Genomic DNA, 14,865 nt, shown 5'->3' with positions numbered 1-14,865 from the left:
ATGCCTGTATCCACCGCACGCCCCGGTGGCCTGAGCCCGGGGCTGGTGGCTCTGGCGCTGGCCTTGCTGCTGGGTTTGCAGCCCGTCACCACCGACCTCTACCTGCCAGCGCTGCCTTTGCTGGCGCGTGATCTGGCAGCGCCGATGTCGCTGGCGCAGCTGACGATGTCGGCGCTGCTGCTGTCGTTCGGCCTGGCGCAGCTGGTGATGGGCCCGGTGTCAGATCGCTTCGGCCGCCGGCCGGTGCTGCTGGGCGGCCTGTCGCTGTACAGCGCCGCCAGCCTGGCCGCCACGCTGGCGCCGGACATCCACACGCTCATCGCTGCCCGCGTGGTGCAGGGCGCGGGCTTGGCCGCCTCGGTGGTGTGTGCCCGCGCCATGGTGCGCGACCTGTTCGAGCCGCATGAAGGTGCGCAGGTGATGGCGCGCGGGCTCTCTGGCCTGGGGGTCATCGCCATCCTGGCGCCCTTCAGCGGCGGGCTGCTGGCGGCCTGGGCCGGCTGGCGGGCGGCGCTTGGCGCCGTCACGGCGGTGGGCGTGGTTACCCTCGCCTTCGTGGTGTGGCGGCTGCCTGAAACCGCCCCGCGGCTGAACCCGTCGGCGCTCGACGGCCGCGCGCTGGCAAAAAGCTTTTCCGAAGTGGCGCGGCACCCGGCTTTCCGGGCCTGGACGGCGCTCATCTCCAGCACCTATGCCGGGCTGTTCGTGCTGCTGGCCGGCAGCTCCTTCGTCTACATCGGCAACTTCGGTTTGCCGGCCTGGGCCTACGGCCTGGCGATGGCCTCGGCGTCGCTCAGCTACCTGTGCGGCACCCTGTGGTGCCGGCGGCTGCTGCGCCTGCACGGCCTGCCCGGCGCCGTGAAGCGCGGCGCCTTCTTCACCCTGGCCGGCGGCGCCGGCATGCTGGCGCTGGCACTGGGCCCGACCCCGCCGGTGCTGGCCGTGCTGGCTTGCCATTGGCTGTTCACCTTCGGCCACGGCGTGCACCAGCCCTGCGGGCAAGCCGGCGCCGTCAGCGCCTTCCCGCGGCAAGCGGGCGTGGCCTCGGCTTTGTCGGGCTTCGTGCTGGCGCTCACCGCCTTCCTGGTCGGCTTGTGGCTGGGCGGGCACATGACGGGCGCGCTGCTGCCGCTGGCCGGCGCCTTGTGCGCAGCGTCGGTGGTCACCAGCCTGATTGCCTGGACCCTGGTGCAGCGGCACGGTCATCCTGAAAAACTCCTTCCTTCTCCCCATGAGTCAGTTGCCTGATTGGCCACGCTGGGTCGGTCTGGCCGGACCAACCGCCGCGGGCAAAACCGCCATCGCCCTTCGACTGGCCAGCGTGCTGCCGGTCGAGATCATCAGCGTCGATTCCGCGCTGGTCTACCGCGGCATGGACATCGGCACCGCCAAGCCCAGCGCGGCTGAGCAGGCTGCGGCGCCGCACCACCTGATCGACCTGATTGATCCGTCCGAGAGCTACTCGGCCGCACAGTTCGTGATCGACGCAGAGCGCCTGATCAGCGAGATTCGCAGCCGGGGTCGCCTGCCGCTGCTGGTCGGCGGCACGATGATGTATTTCAAGGCGCTGATCGACGGCATTGACCCGCTGCCGCCCGCCGACGCAGGCGTGCGCGCGGCCCTCGATGCCGAAGCCGCAGCCATCGGCTGGCCGGCGATGCATGACCGACTGGCGAGCATCGACCCCGTCACCGCTGCGCGCCTGTCGCCGAACGATTCGCAACGCGTGCAACGTGCGCTGGAAGTGCGTGCGCTGACGGGCCAGCCCTTGTCGAGTTTTCACACGCGCGGCAAGGCCGGCGCAGAAGGTGCAGCGCCCGCCGACCACCTGCTGGTCTCAGTAGAGCCCGATGACCGCGCCTGGCTGCACCGGCGCATCGCCCAGCGCTTCCGGGAGATGCTGGACGCCGGCTTCATCGACGAGGTGATGGCCTTGCGCGCGCAGCCGGGCCTGCACGCCGAACTGCCGTCCATTCGCTGCGTGGGCTACCGCCAGGCTTGGGAAGCGCTGGACGCGGGCCTCTCGGGCGACGCCCTGCACGCCGAGGTCATCGAGCGCGGGGTTGCGGCCACGCGGCAGCTGGCCAAGCGGCAGATCACCTGGCTGCGCAGCATGCAGCGCCAAGCCGTGCCGGCCCAGAGCGCGGATGTGGGTGAGCAGGTGCTCGGGCTGGTGCTGCGCGCCTTGCACGCCGCGCCTTGAGCGGGATCAAGGCCGGCCGCACGTCGATTTCTAGAATCGGCGGATGCCAGTCACGCTGTATCAAAAAGACGGTCACCAGTGCCTGATGTTCTCCGACTTGTCGGACGACCATGCGGGTGAGGCGGTGCAATCCAACCAGTTCCTGATCATCGATCAGGACACCGGGGCCATCATCGACCCGGGGGGCAATCTGGCGTACAGCGAGCTTTACCTGACGATGACGCGGCACTTTCCGCCGCACAAGTTGTCGGCCCTGCTGGCCTCGCACGCCGACCCCGACATCATCGGCGCCCTCGACCGCTGGACCACCAGCACCCAGGCGAAGATCTATGTGTCGAAGATCTGGGAACGCTTCGTCCCGCACTTCTGCAAGCCCGGCAAGACGGCGGGCCGCATCCACGGCATCGACGACGCCGGCATGCGCATCCGTATCGGGCGGAGTGACCTGATCGCCCTGCCCGCGCACTTCCTGCACGCCGAAGGCAATTTCCAGTTCTACGACCCGGTGGCCAAGATCCTGTTCTCGGGTGACTTGGGCGTGTCGCTGGTGGGCGGTGAAGCCGCCAAGCAGCCAATCACCTCGCTCGCACCGATGTTGCCGCGCATGGAAGCCTTCCACCGGCGCTACATGGTGTCGAACAAGGTGATGCGCCTGTGGGCCGACATGGTCAGCGGCCTGGAGATCGACATGATGGCGCCGCAGCATGGCGCGCCCTTGGTCGGCCCGGCGGTGCAGGAGTTCATTGCCTGGGCGCGGGAGCTGCCCTGCGGCATCGACCTGATGGGGCCGGCCAATTACCGTGTGCCGGCCTGACGCGGCCGGTGTGGCATCAGCCCGGCGACACCGTACGCGACGGGTCGCTCTGGCGGGGCAGGATGGGCGCGGCACGCACGCAGTTGCGGCCAGCTTCCTTGGCGGCCTGCAAGGCCACCTCGGACTCCTGGATCAGGCTGTCGAGGGCGATCTGGCCGGCATGCACATGCGCCACACCCACGCTGACCGTGGCCACCACATGCGCCTGCTCCCAGCGGAACGGGGCGGCAGCCACCTGCTGGCGAATGCGCTCGGCGGCATCAAGTGCGCCCAGCGGGTCGGTGTGTGGCAGAAACACCGCGAGTTCGGCACCGCCAAAGCGGGCCAGCACGTCGGACTGGCGCAGCGTGGCGCTCACCCGGCGGGTGGTTTCATGCAGGATGGCGTCGCCGCAGCGCTGCCCGAGGTTGTCGTTGATGCGCCGCAGGTGATCGGTGTCGATCAGCAGCAAGGCACCGTCATCGCCATAACGGCGGCAGCGCGACCATTCGCGCTCGGCGAGCCTCAGAAACTGCCGGCGGTTGCTGACACCGGAAAGCTCGTCATCGGCGCTCAGCAGCGCCTGCTGCTGGGTAGATTCGGCAAGCGCGCGGGCCAGGTGCATGGCCACGGAGCCGGCGATCAGGGCCGGCACCAGCGCCAGGCTGCCCGCCAGGGCGGCCGTGCTCCAGGAGGCACCGTCCAGCCAGACCAGCAAGCCGGCCACTGCCAGGCCGACGGTCAAGGCCACGCCCATCTGGAACAGCCAGGCGGAGCCGACGCCAACCCGGCCAACGGCGCGGACCAGACGGGAACTCCAGCCGGAGTCGAGCTTGTTCATCGGAGTGACGTGTCCAGATATTCGGAAGACCTTGATTCGATCATAAATGCCCGGGTCTTCGGTCAAGTGAAAAGCAGGGCTTCGTGACTTCAGTCTCGCCGCTCACCGCTGCCAGCAGGCCGAAGCGCCGGCGCCCCGGCGCGGGGCCACCGCCTTCTGTGCAATCAGCTTCTGCGCGATCATCCTCCAAACTTTGCCACCGCACCCAGAGCCCCCCATGAACAGCCCTTTGCTGATGACCCGCACCGACGACGCCGTCGACCTCGTGCTGCAACGCATTTCCGGTGACATCGTGCTGGCGATTCCGCTGGGCATCGGCAAGCCCAACCCCTTGGTCAATGCCCTGTACCAGCGCATCAAGGCGGACGGCGTGCGCCGGCTGCGCATCGTCACCGCGCTCTCGCTCGAGTTGCCCCGCGGCAAGAGCGATCTGGAAGCGCACTTTCTGGCGCCGCTGGTAGAACGCGTCTTCGGCGACTACCCCGATCTAGCCTATGTGAAAGACCTGCGCGCCGGCACCCTGCCCGCCAACATCGAGGTGCGCGAGTTCTTCCTGAAGACAGGCGACTACCTCGGCAACGCGCCGGCCCAGCAGGGCTACATCTGCACCAACTACACCTTTGCGGCCCGCGACATGGTGCTGCAGGGCGTGAACGTGATTGCGCAGGCGGTGGCCAGCCAGGGCGCCGTCAGCCCGGATTGGCAGCTGTCCTTTTCCAGCAACCCGGACTTGACGGCCGAGCTGGTCGAGCGCCTGACCGCAGCAGGCCGGCCACCGCTGCTGATCGGCGTGGTGAATCAGCGGCTGCCATTCATGCCCAACCATGCGGCCATCAGCCCCGGCTTTTTTGATGCCGTGGTCACCGACCCGGCCGCCAGCCACGCGCTGTTTGCGCCGCCCAATGGCAAGGTCAGCACGGCCGATTACGCCATCGGGCTGCATGCCTCCAGCCTGGTGCGCGACGGCGGTACGCTGCAGATCGGCATCGGCTCACTCGGCGACGCCATCGCTCAAGCCCTGATCGTGCGGCACCGGTACGGTGATGCGTACGCGCAGATCCTGTCCAGGCTGTGCCCCGACGGAACGGCCGGCCGTGAGCTCGGCCCGCTGAAGGAGGGCCTGTATGGCTGCTCGGAGATGTTCGTCAACGGCTTCATGCAGCTGATGGACGCCGGCATCGTCAAACGGGCCGTGTTTGACGACCTGGCGCTGCAGCAACTCATCAACCGCGATGAAATTCACCCGCAGCAACTGGATGCCGACACGCTGCGCGCCTTGCACCGGTCGGGGCGCATCCAGAGCCCGCTGCAGGGCAGCGACATCACCTTCCTGACGCGCTTCGGCATCTTCAAACCCGGTGTGGCACTGATGGGCGACGAGCTGGTGCTGGGCAGCCATCGCGCCGCGAACGACCTGCACGCACCCGACGCCCTGGCCACGCTGGCGCAGCACTTCATGGGCCGCCAGCTTGCGGGCGGCGTGCACATGACCGGCGGCTTCTTCCTCGGCCCGAACGACTTCTACGAGCGCCTGCGCACCCTGCCGGCTGAAGCGCTTGCGAAGATCGACATGACGCGCATCGACGTCATCAACCAGCTTTACGGCGCCCGCCCGGGCGACAGCGAACTGCGCGCCGCCCAGCGCCAGCGCGCCTGCTTCATCAACACCACGATGATGGTGACGCTGCTGGGCGCCGCCGTGTCAGACGGCCTGGAAAACGGCCAGGTGGTGTCGGGCGTGGGCGGCCAATACAACTTCGTGGCCATGGCCCATGCGCTGCCTGATGCGCGCTCCGTGCTGATGCTGCGCGCCACCCATGAAAACCGCCACGGGCTCAAGAGCAGCATCGTCTGGAACTACGGCCACACCACCATTCCGCGGCACCTGCGCGATGTGGTGGTCACCGAATACGGCGTGGCTGATCTGCGCGGCCAGACCGACACCGAGGTCATCCAGCGGCTAATCTGCATTGCCGACTCACGCTTCCAGCCAGAGCTCGTGGAAAGCGCCCGCAGCCACGGCAAGCTGGAAGCGAACTGGGAAGTGCCCGAAGCGCACCGCCACAACCTGCCCGCCACGCTGGACGCCGCCCTGCACCCCTGGAGCGAGGCCGGCGTGCTGCCCGACTTCCCGTTTGGCACCGATCTGAATGCGGACGAGCTGATCATCGTGCGGGCCTTGAAGCGGCTGAAGAACGCCACAGAGCACCCGGTGGAACTGGTGGGCATGGTGCTCAAGGCGCTGGTCAGCGACCGTGAAGCGCCGCCCGCTTACCTGGAGCGCCTGGGGCTGGACGACGCCACCAGCTTCAAGCAGATGTTCATCCGCAAGCTGTTCGCCGGCAATTTGTAAGTGTTCAGGTTTGGCTGGGATGCCGCTTGACAAGGCCGCTCGATGAGCTCAAAGTGATATCACTTTGATTTGTGAGGGACGACCATGTCACGCAAGCAACATTCGGAAATCGGCTTCCAGTCTCTGAGCGGCTACGCAGCGGTGGCTGCTGGGGTGGCCTTGATTGCGGCAGGTATCGCCAGCCGCACCTTTGCTTTTGACGCCACGCCTTGGTACGTCACGGCGCTGTTGACGGTGGCTGGCGCGGTGGTGCTCTCGGGGCTCTACATGCTGCAACCCAACACCGCCGCCCTGCTCACCCAGTTCGGCGCATACCGGGGCACCGACCGCTCGACCGGCCTGCGCTGGGCCAGCCCCCTGTATGTGAAGCGCACCATCTCGCTGCGGGCACGCAACCTGACCATGCCCACGCTGAAGGTGAACGACAAACGCGGCAACCCGGTCGACATCAGCGCCGCCGTGGTCTGGCAGGTGGACGACACCGCGCAGGCCGTGTTCGAGGTGGACGACTTCGAGCTGTACGTGAAGGTGCAAGCCGAAACCGCGCTGCGCCACCTGGCCTCGCGCTATGCCTATGACGCGGGCGACAGCACCGAAACCGACGAACTCACCCTGCGCGGCAGCATCGACGAAGTGGCCCAGGACTTGCAGCAGGAGCTGCAATCTCGCGCGGCCGGTGCCGGCGTGACCATCCTCGACGCCAAGCTGACCCACCTGGCCTACAGCGCGGAGATTGCCCAGGCGATGCTGCGTCGCCAGCAAGCCGAAGCCATCATCAGCGCCCGCACGAAGATCGTGCACGGCGCGGTGACCATGGTCGAGGCGGCGCTGAAGGGCTTGTCCGAACGCCACATCGTGGAGCTGGACGACGAGCGCAAGGCCGCGATGGTGAGCAACCTGCTGGTGGTGCTGTGCTCCGACAAGGACACCCAGCCCATCGTCAACACCGGCACCCTCTACAACTGACCCCCACCTGGGGCTGGAAGGAGACGCCATGTCGACGACCAACGAGTACCGCTATCGCCACCGCCAGATCAGCCGCTTCGGGCTGGCCCTCAGCCTGGTCAGCGGCCTGCTGGGTATTGGCTACATCGCACGACTGCCGGAGCCGTTGCCGGTGTGGTGGTGGGTCGACAAGCCCACCGCATTGGCGCTGGCGGCGCTGTTCTGCGGCCTGGGGGTGCTGGTGTTTGGCAGCATGACGATCACCGTCGAGCGCGACCGGCTGCGGTGGTCGATGGGCTGGCTGGGCTTTCCGCAGTGGCAACGGCCGCTGGGGCAACTGTCAGGCGTGGCCGCCACGCGGTCAACCTGGCTCGAGGGCTGGGGCATTCGCTACACCGCCCGTGGCTGGCTCTACAACGTGGAAGGCTGCGACGCCGTTCGCGTGGATGACGCCAGCGGCCGCTCATTCCGGCTGGGCACCAATGACCCGACCGGGCTGCTGCGCGCACTGGAAGCGGCAGGGGTGAAGGCGGCGCCCCGCAGTCAGGTCTAGCAGCATGGCCAGCCCCGGAAAGAAGAGCTACCCGCTGCGCATCGACCCCGCGCTGTGGGCCCAGATCGAACGGCTGGCGGCGCAGGAGCTGCGCAGCGCCAATGCCCAGATCGAGTACCTGCTGCGGGAGGCTCTGGCCCGCCGAGGCCGGCTGCCGGATCCGGCTGCTGACCCATCTTCAGAAACGGACATTGGCACCGACGCAGGCACCGAGGGCTGAACGCCCTGCGGTGTCAGCGCGCGTCCTCAGTGCTCACACCCTCAGTGTGCGCCACCGGCATCCACCGCAGCCGCTCCCGGCGTGCGGGGCGGACGTCGCGTCAGCCAGATGAACCCGATCAGCATCAGGAACAGGCAGGCCGAGCCCAGGAAGATGTCGTCTGCCGCGCGGGTATAGGCCTGCTGGTCCAGCAGGCGGTTGACCTGCGCCAAGGCCTGCGGCAGCGACAAGCCCGCCTGCTGCAACTGGGCCAGCGTCTGGGCAAAGACGCCCTGTCCCTCCACCAGCGTTTCTGTCAGGTGGGCATGGTGCAGCGCCGCCCGGTCGTCCCACAAGGTGGTGGCAATCGACGTGCCCATCGCGCCTGCCGTGATCCGCACGAAGTTGCTCAAGCCCGCCGCCGCCGGAATGCGGTCCGGCGTCAGCCCGGCCAGGGTCAAGGTGGTCAGCGGGATGAAGAAGAAGGCCATCGCGCCGCCCTGCAGCAGCGTGGGCACCAGCACATGGGCAAAGTCGGTCTGGGTGTTGAACTGCGAACGCAGGCCCAGCACCAGCGCGAACACGATGAAGGCGCCCGTGGCCATCTTGCGGGGGTCCCACACCGCCACCTTCTTGCCCACCAGCGGCGTCAGCAAAATGGCCAGCACACCCACCGGCGCCAGCGCCATGCCCGCACTCGTGGCCGTGTAGCCCATCCACTGTTGCAGCCACAGCGGCATCAACACCACGTTGCCGAAGAACAGGCCGTAGGCCAGTGACAGCGCCAGCGCACCGAAGGCGAAGTTGCGTCGCTTGAACAGGCGCAGATCAACCACCGGGTGCGCGTCGGTCAGCTCCCACACCACGAACACGGCAAAAGAGATCAGCGCGGTCAAGCCCAGCACCACGATCTCGGTGGAGGCAAACCAATCCAGCTCCTTGCCCTTGTCGAGCATCAGCTGCAGCGCGCCCACCCACAGCACCAGCAAGGCCAGGCCCACGGTGTCGATCGGCAGCTTGCGCACGGGTGTTTCGCGGTGGCGGTAGATGCCCCAGGTCAGCCCTGCGGCCAGCAGGCCCACCGGCACATTGATGTAGAAGATCCACGGCCATGAAACGTTGTCGGTGATCCAGCCGCCGAGCAGCGGCCCCACCACCGGCGCCACCAGCGTTGTCACGCCCCACAGCGCCAGCGCCATGCCGGCCTTGGTGCGCGGGTAGCTGGAGAGCAGCAGCGTCTGCGACAGCGGAATCATCGGGCCGGCCACCAGGCCTTGCAGCACGCGGAACAGCACCAGCATTTCCAGCGATGAGGCAAAGCCGCACAGCCAGCTCGTCAGCACGAACAGCAGCACGCTGGCCGTGAACAGGCGCACCGCACCGAAGCGCTGGGTGAGCCAGCCGGTCAAGGGCACCGAAATGGCATTCGCCACCCCGAAGCTGGTGATGACCCAGGTGCCCTGCCCCGGGCTCACGCCCAAGTCGCCGGCAATCGCCGGAATCGAGACATTCGCGATCGACGAATCGAGCACGTTCATGAAGGTCGCCAGCGACAGCGACAGCGTGCCCAGCAGCAGCGGCATGCCGGTCAGTGGTGCGAGCGCCTCGGCAGGTGCAGGCGGCTGTGCGGGGGCGGCCGGGCCTGCATGCGACGCCGGGATACCGGGCGCGGGTTGAGCGATGTCACTCATCGACGAGCCCGATCAGGGGTGTGCCACGGCAGCGCCGGCTTGGCCGGGCGCATCCATGCGCATCGCCACCTTGCGGCCCAGGCCAGCCGACACGATGCGGGCCACGTCGGCGTCCGCCTGCTTCTGCTGCGATTCGGGCGCCGAGGTGCTCACCCCAGCCGCCGTGCGCGGCACATCCGCCAGCGACTTGCCGGATTGGTCAGCGGTGTCGATCGTCACTTCCATCGACAAACCCACGCGCAGCGGATGCTCGGCCAACTCCTTGGGGTCGAGGCTGATGCGCACCGGCACGCGCTGCACCACCTTGATCCAGTTGCCAGTCGCGTTCTGCGCAGGCAGCAAGGCGAACGCCGAGCCCGTGCCGGCACCCAGGCCCACCACGGTGCCGTGGAACACCACCTTCTGGCCGTACACATCGGCTTCCAGCTCAGCCGGCTGGCCGATGCGCAGCGCCTGCAGCTGGCTTTCCTTGAAGTTCGCATCCACCCACAGCTGGTTCAGCGACACCAGCGTCATCAGCGGCGCGCCGGCCTGCACGCGTTGGCCGATCTGCACACCGCGCTTGGCAATGTGGCCATCCACCGGCGCGACCACATCGGCGCGCTGCACCGCCAGGTGCGCTTCACGCACGCGGGCCGCGGCACGCAGCACTTGCGGATGCTGCTCCGGGCTGATGCCGTCGGTCTGGGTCTGGCCGGCGGCCAGTTGTTCACGGGCCGCCTGCAGGGCCGACTGGGCGGCAGCCGCCGTGCTGCGGGCGGCTGCCAGCTGCGCGGTGGCGTGCTGGAACTCTTCCTTGCCCACGGCGCCGTTTGCCACCAGCGGGCTGCGGCGGTTCACGTCATCCTGTGCGCGGGCCAGTTCAGCCTGGGCGCGGGCCACATCCGCTTCGCGGGTCTTCACCTGCGCCGACAAGGTGCTGTTGTTGGCGAACAGCGTGCGCACTTCGCGCACCGTTTGCGCCAGCTGGGCCTGGGCTTGTTCCAGTGCGACGCGGGCATCGGCTGGGTCCAGGCGCACCAGCACCTGGCCCGCCTTGACGTAGTCGGTGTCGTCGGCCTGGATGGCCACCACCGTGCCGGCCAGTTGCGGCGTGATCTGCACCACGTTGCCCGCCACATAGGCGTTGTCGGTGGCTTGCTGGTGGCGGCCATGCCACCAGTGCCAGCCACCCCAGCCCAGGCCGGCCAGCACGGCGGCTGCGGCAATCAGGGTCAGGCCGCGTCGGCGGGCATTGCTGGCTTCGGTTTGGTTGAGTTCGCTCATGGCTGGGTGTGCTTCAAATGGGGTTCAGAGGTGTTCGGCAGGGCGTCGGGGCGCGCGTTTTAGCTGTCAGACCAACCGCCGCCCAGTGCCTTCATCAGGGCGATGCGGGCATCCAGCTGGCGGGCCTGCAGATCTGCGGCCAGCCGGCGCTGCGCCAGCAAGGGGGATTCGGTGCTGAGCACGATCAGGTAGTTGCCCAGACCGGCGGCATAGCGCTGGCGGGCCAACTCATGGGCGCGCTCGGCGCTGGCCAGTGCCGCGGCCTGCTCGCGCTGCTGCAGTTGCAGTGAATGCAGGGTGCTCAGGCTATCGGCGGCTTCGCGGGCCGCGTCCAGCACCAGGCCGTTGTACTGGGCCACCGCCACATCACGCTCCGCCTGGCGGCCTTGCCACTGCGCGCGCAGCCGGCCGCCGTCAAACAGTGGCAGGCGCAAAGCCGGGGCCACGCCCATCTGGCGGCTGCTGCCCTGCAGCACGTTGTCCAGGCCCAGCGCGTTCAGGCCGACAAAGGCAGTGAGGTTCACGTTCGGATAGAACTGCGCGCGGGCCACGGCCACGTCCTGCTGTGCGGCCTCGACCCGCCAGCGGGCTGCCACCACATCCGGCCGACGGCCCAGCAGATCGGCGCCCACCTGCTCGGGCACCGCCGGCAGCGTCAGGCCAGCCAGGGTTGGCGACAAGGTGGCCAGCGCGCCCGGCGCCTGGCCCGTCAGCGTGGCCAGTTGATGGCGCGCCAGCGTGATCTGCTCATCGAGCTGCGCCAGCTGGTTGCGGGTGTCGGGCAAGGCGCCGTCGGCCTGGGTCAACTCCACCTGGGTGTCGAGGCCGGCAGCCACGCGCTGACGTGTCAAGGCCAGCATGGCCTGGCGCTGCGCCAGCGCGGCCTCGCTCACCTCACGCTGCGCTTGCAGGCGGGCCAGCCCCACGTAGCTGCGGGCCACCTGGGCAGCCAGCCATTGCGCGGCGCCACTGGCCTCAACCTGGGCCGCCTTCACCTGGCCGAGCGCAGCTGCCAGTTCGGCAGCGTGCTGGCCAAAAAAGTCCGGCGACCAGCTGGCGCCGACCTGCAGCGTGCCGCTGTCGTACACGCTGCCAGCCACCGGCTTGGGCACCAGACCATTGGCCGTGTACCGCTGCCGGGCCACATCCACCTGCAAGCCCACTTGCGGGCCGCTGACGGCATCGGTCAGCCCGGCCAGGGCCTGGGCGCGCTGCACCCGGGCTTGCGCCACGGCCAGGCTGGGCTGGTTGGCCAGCGCTTGATCGACCAGGGCATTCAGCCGTGGGTCGCCCAGCGCCAGCCACCAGCGCGCGGCCACCACACCGGTGTCGGTGGGCGCCAGGCCCGCATCGGCAGGGGCCTTCATGGTCAGGGCCGTGGGGGCGTCACCGGTGGAGGCGCAGCCTGACAAGCCCAGAGCCAAGCCACCGACCAGCGCCAGCAGGCAGGCCAGGCGCACGCCACCCGGGGCGCTTGCAGAGTTGTGCAGATTCAGCATGTTCATTCGTTGGTGGTTGGGGTGGTGGACGCGCGCATCGCTTCGCCATTGGCCAGCATGCGGGTCAGCAGTTGCAGCAGCGTCTGCCATTCGGCTTTCGTGAAACCGGCCAGGTGGCCGTTGAGCACACCGGCCAGCACCGGGGGCACCTGGTCTGCCACGCGCTGCCCCTCGGTCGTGAGCCGCAGATGCACCACCCGACGATCGGTGGTGGACCGCTCGCGCACGACCAGGCCCTTGGCTTCCAGCCGGTCGAGTGAGCGAGTCATGGCGCCGGGGTCGGTGTCAAGGGTGCGCGCCAAGCTGGCCACGGTGTGGCTGGCGTCGGCACGCAGCTTGAACAGCGGCAACCACTGGGCATGCGTCAGGTCCCAATCGACCAGGCGGGCATCGGCCTGGTTGACCACCGAACTCAACACCTGGCGCATCAGGTAACCCACGCTCTCTTCCGGGCTGTATTCACCCGGGCGGTAGAAGGTGACGGACTTGGGGGGCGTGCTTGGCATGGCCGCCATATTAATTGCATAGGCAATGATTGTTTGAACAATAATTGAATAGCCTATGATTTTCTGGGGGCTTGCAGGCACCGCCGCCAGCCCCACCTTGCCTACACTGCCCCGCTACTGCTCCTGCCCGCCTTGCCAACACCCCATGTCCAAAAACTCTGAGCGGCCCGCCGCTGCCACGCCACGCTCGCTGTCCGGCTTGTCGCCGTTCCTGCGGCCCTATCGCGGGCGCATCGCCCTGGCCGTGCTGTTCATGGTGCTGGCCGCCGTGGCCACGCTGGTGTTGCCGGCGGCGCTCAAGAGCCTGATCGACCAGGGCCTGGTGGCTGCTGACCCCGGTCAGCGTGTCATGGGCCTGCGCGAGCATTTCGGTGCCCTGTTTGCGGTGGGCGCTGCGCTGGGCGTGTTTTCGGCGTCGCGGTTCTACATGGTCAGCTGGCTGGGTGAGCGGGTCACCGCCGACCTGCGCAACGCCGTGTACGCCCACGTCATCCGCCAGAGCCCCGAGTTCTTCGAAACCACCGCCACCGGCGAAGTGCTGAGCCGCCTGACCACCGACACGACGCTGGTGCAGACCGTCGTTGGCTCATCACTCAGCATGGGCCTGCGCAATGCCGTCATGGGCTCGGGTGCGCTGTTGATGCTGGTGATCACGAACCCGCGCGTGATGCTGCAGGTGCTGGGCATGCTGGTGCTGGTGGTGCTGCCGGCCGTGTATTTCGGGCGCCGGGTGCGCAAGCTCAGCCGCGCCAGCCAGGACCGCGTGGCCGACGCCAGCGCCATCGCCAGCGAAGTGCTGAACGCCGTGCCCGTGGTGCAGAGCTACACCCAGGAAGGCGCTGAGGCCCGCCGCTTCGATGCCAGCACCGAAAGCGCCTTCGACACCGCCCGCAAGCGCACCCGCATCCGTGCGGTGCTGGTGGCCTTCATCATCACGGCCACCTTTGGCGCGCTGCTGTGGGGCCTGTATCAGGGCACGCAGGCCGTGCTGAGTGGGGACATCACCGCAGGCCACCTGGGCCAGACCGTGTTGTACGTGGCCGTGCTGGTGAGTTCGGTGGCCGTCCTCTCCGAGGTCTATGGCGACCTGCTGCGCGCCGCAGGCGCCACCGAGCGCCTGATGGAATTGCTGCATGCCGAATCACCGGTGACCAACCCGACGCACCCGGTGGCGCTGCCGCCTGCCAGCGGTGGCTCCGAGGTGAGCCTGTCGGAAGTGAACTTCACCTACCCGTCGCGCCCCGGTCAGCCGGCCTTGCAGTCGCTGTCGCTGAACATCAAGGCTGGTGAAACGGTGGCGCTGGTGGGCCCGAGCGGCGCCGGCAAGTCCACCGTGCTGCAACTGCTGCTGCGCCTCTATGACACCCAACATGGCCAGATCACGGTCGACGGCGTGGATGTGCGCCAGGCCGACATGCACGCCCTGCGGCAGCGCATCGGCATCGTGCCGCAGGACAGCGTGATTTTCTCGGCGAGCGCGCTGGAGAACATCCGCTACGGCCGCCCCGAAGCGTCCGACGCCGAAGTCATCGCCGCCGCCAAGGCCGCCTATGCGCACGACTTCATCCTGGCCCTGCCCGGCGGCTACGACAGCTTCCTGGGCGAGCGTGGCGTGCGGCTGTCCGGTGGCCAGCGCCAGCGCATCAGCATTGCCCGCGCCATGCTGAAGAACCCGCCGCTGCTCTTGCTCGACGAAGCCACCAGCGCACTCGACGCAGAGAGTGAACACATGGTGCAGGCCGCGCTGGAAACCGCGATGAAGGACCGCACGACCCTGGTCATTGCCCACCGGCTGGCCACGGTGCAGCGCGCCGACCGCATCGTGGTGCTTGACCAGGGCCGCATCGTGGAGGAAGGTACACACGCCGAACTCGTGGCCCGAGGCGGGCTGTATGCCCGTCTGGCCGCGATGCAGTTCCAGACCGGCCTGCCCATGCCGGCCATCACCAGTGCTCCAACGCAGGGATAATTGCGAACCTCCGGAGGCAGCGCCGCTGCCCCGCCTTCCAGACCCAA

13 protein-coding genes are annotated in these 14,865 nt (G+C 68.2%); 8 read left to right on the top strand and 5 right to left on the bottom strand.

The annotated features are described in order from the left end of the window. Genes AACH00_RS12345 through AACH00_RS12335 form a run of 3 tightly spaced genes read left to right on the top strand, consistent with a single transcriptional unit; the run spans position 1 to position 3,017 of the window. Complete coding sequence (locus AACH00_RS12345) at positions 1–1,248, top strand: Bcr/CflA family efflux MFS transporter (RefSeq protein ID WP_341399439.1); 1,248 nt, start codon at positions 1–3, stop codon at positions 1,246–1,248. After that, the gene (gene miaA / locus AACH00_RS12340; RefSeq protein ID WP_341399438.1) at positions 1,232–2,203 is read left to right on the top strand and encodes a tRNA (adenosine(37)-N6)-dimethylallyltransferase MiaA; all 972 of its coding nucleotides are present in this window, start codon (positions 1,232–1,234) and stop codon (positions 2,201–2,203) included. Before AACH00_RS12345 ends, miaA begins: the two co-directional genes overlap by 17 nt. Before the next feature lie 43 nt (positions 2,204–2,246). Further along, positions 2,247–3,017: an oxygen-binding di-iron domain-containing protein gene (locus AACH00_RS12335; RefSeq protein ID WP_341399437.1), complete on the top strand. Its 771-nt coding sequence runs from the start codon at positions 2,247–2,249 to the stop codon at positions 3,015–3,017. Between the two features lie 16 nt (positions 3,018–3,033). Here AACH00_RS12335 and AACH00_RS12330 read toward each other — a convergent pair whose 3' ends face one another. After that, positions 3,034–3,837 carry a GGDEF domain-containing protein gene (locus AACH00_RS12330; RefSeq protein WP_341399436.1) on the bottom strand — a complete coding sequence of 268 codons (804 nt, stop codon included), beginning with the start codon at positions 3,835–3,837 and terminating at the stop codon, positions 3,034–3,036. A 217-nt stretch (positions 3,838–4,054) separates the two neighbouring features. On the opposite strand from AACH00_RS12330, the gene AACH00_RS12325 reads away from it, so the two are divergent. The 4 genes from AACH00_RS12325 to AACH00_RS12310 all read left to right on the top strand — a co-directional run bounded on the left by AACH00_RS12325 (position 4,055) and on the right by AACH00_RS12310 (position 7,908). Continuing rightward, positions 4,055–6,190: an acetyl-CoA hydrolase/transferase C-terminal domain-containing protein gene (locus tag AACH00_RS12325; RefSeq protein ID WP_341399435.1), complete on the top strand. Its 2,136-nt coding sequence runs from the start codon at positions 4,055–4,057 to the stop codon at positions 6,188–6,190. An 84-nt stretch (positions 6,191–6,274) separates the two neighbouring features. After that, positions 6,275–7,156 (top strand): SPFH domain-containing protein, encoded by an 882-nt coding sequence (locus tag AACH00_RS12320; protein WP_341399434.1) that lies wholly within the window; start codon positions 6,275–6,277, stop codon positions 7,154–7,156. A 28-nt stretch (positions 7,157–7,184) separates the two neighbouring features. After that, the gene (locus AACH00_RS12315; RefSeq protein ID WP_341399433.1) at positions 7,185–7,688 is read left to right on the top strand and encodes a hypothetical protein; all 504 of its coding nucleotides are present in this window, start codon (positions 7,185–7,187) and stop codon (positions 7,686–7,688) included. Positions 7,689–7,692: 4 nt separating this feature from the next. Next, a complete protein-coding gene (locus tag AACH00_RS12310) occupies positions 7,693–7,908 on the top strand; it encodes a type II toxin-antitoxin system antitoxin (RefSeq protein ID WP_341399432.1) in 216 nt (71 codons plus the stop codon). A 41-nt stretch (positions 7,909–7,949) separates the two neighbouring features. Here the strand turns inward: AACH00_RS12310 and AACH00_RS12305 are convergent, their stop codons facing one another. The 4 genes from AACH00_RS12305 to AACH00_RS12290 are packed head-to-tail and all read right to left on the bottom strand — an operon-like array spanning position 7,950 to position 12,849. Then, positions 7,950–9,578, bottom strand: a complete 1,629-nt coding sequence (locus tag AACH00_RS12305) for a DHA2 family efflux MFS transporter permease subunit (RefSeq protein WP_423221927.1) — start codon at positions 9,576–9,578, stop codon at positions 7,950–7,952. Positions 9,579–9,590: 12 nt separating this feature from the next. Then, on the bottom strand, positions 9,591–10,844 hold the full coding sequence (locus AACH00_RS12300) for an HlyD family secretion protein (RefSeq protein ID WP_341399430.1): 1,254 nt from the start codon (positions 10,842–10,844) through the stop codon (positions 9,591–9,593). Positions 10,845–10,903: 59 nt separating this feature from the next. Then, the gene (locus AACH00_RS12295; protein WP_341399429.1) at positions 10,904–12,349 is read right to left on the bottom strand and encodes an efflux transporter outer membrane subunit; all 1,446 of its coding nucleotides are present in this window, start codon (positions 12,347–12,349) and stop codon (positions 10,904–10,906) included. Further along, positions 12,346–12,849 (bottom strand): MarR family winged helix-turn-helix transcriptional regulator, encoded by a 504-nt coding sequence (locus AACH00_RS12290; protein WP_341399428.1) that lies wholly within the window; start codon positions 12,847–12,849, stop codon positions 12,346–12,348. Before AACH00_RS12290 ends, AACH00_RS12295 begins: the two co-directional genes overlap by 4 nt. A gap of 145 nt (positions 12,850–12,994) precedes the next feature. On the opposite strand from AACH00_RS12290, the gene AACH00_RS12285 reads away from it, so the two are divergent. Next, entirely contained in the window at positions 12,995–14,818 is a 1,824-nt protein-coding gene (locus tag AACH00_RS12285; protein WP_341399427.1) for an ABC transporter transmembrane domain-containing protein, read from the top strand. The last annotated feature ends 47 nt before the right edge of the window (positions 14,819–14,865 follow it).

The organism is Ideonella margarita (assembly GCF_038066635.1).
Lineage (GTDB): Bacteria > Pseudomonadota > Gammaproteobacteria > Burkholderiales > Burkholderiaceae_C > Ideonella > Ideonella margarita.
Note: the sequence above shows the minus strand (reverse complement) of the source record. Positions and strands in the feature narration are given on the sequence as shown.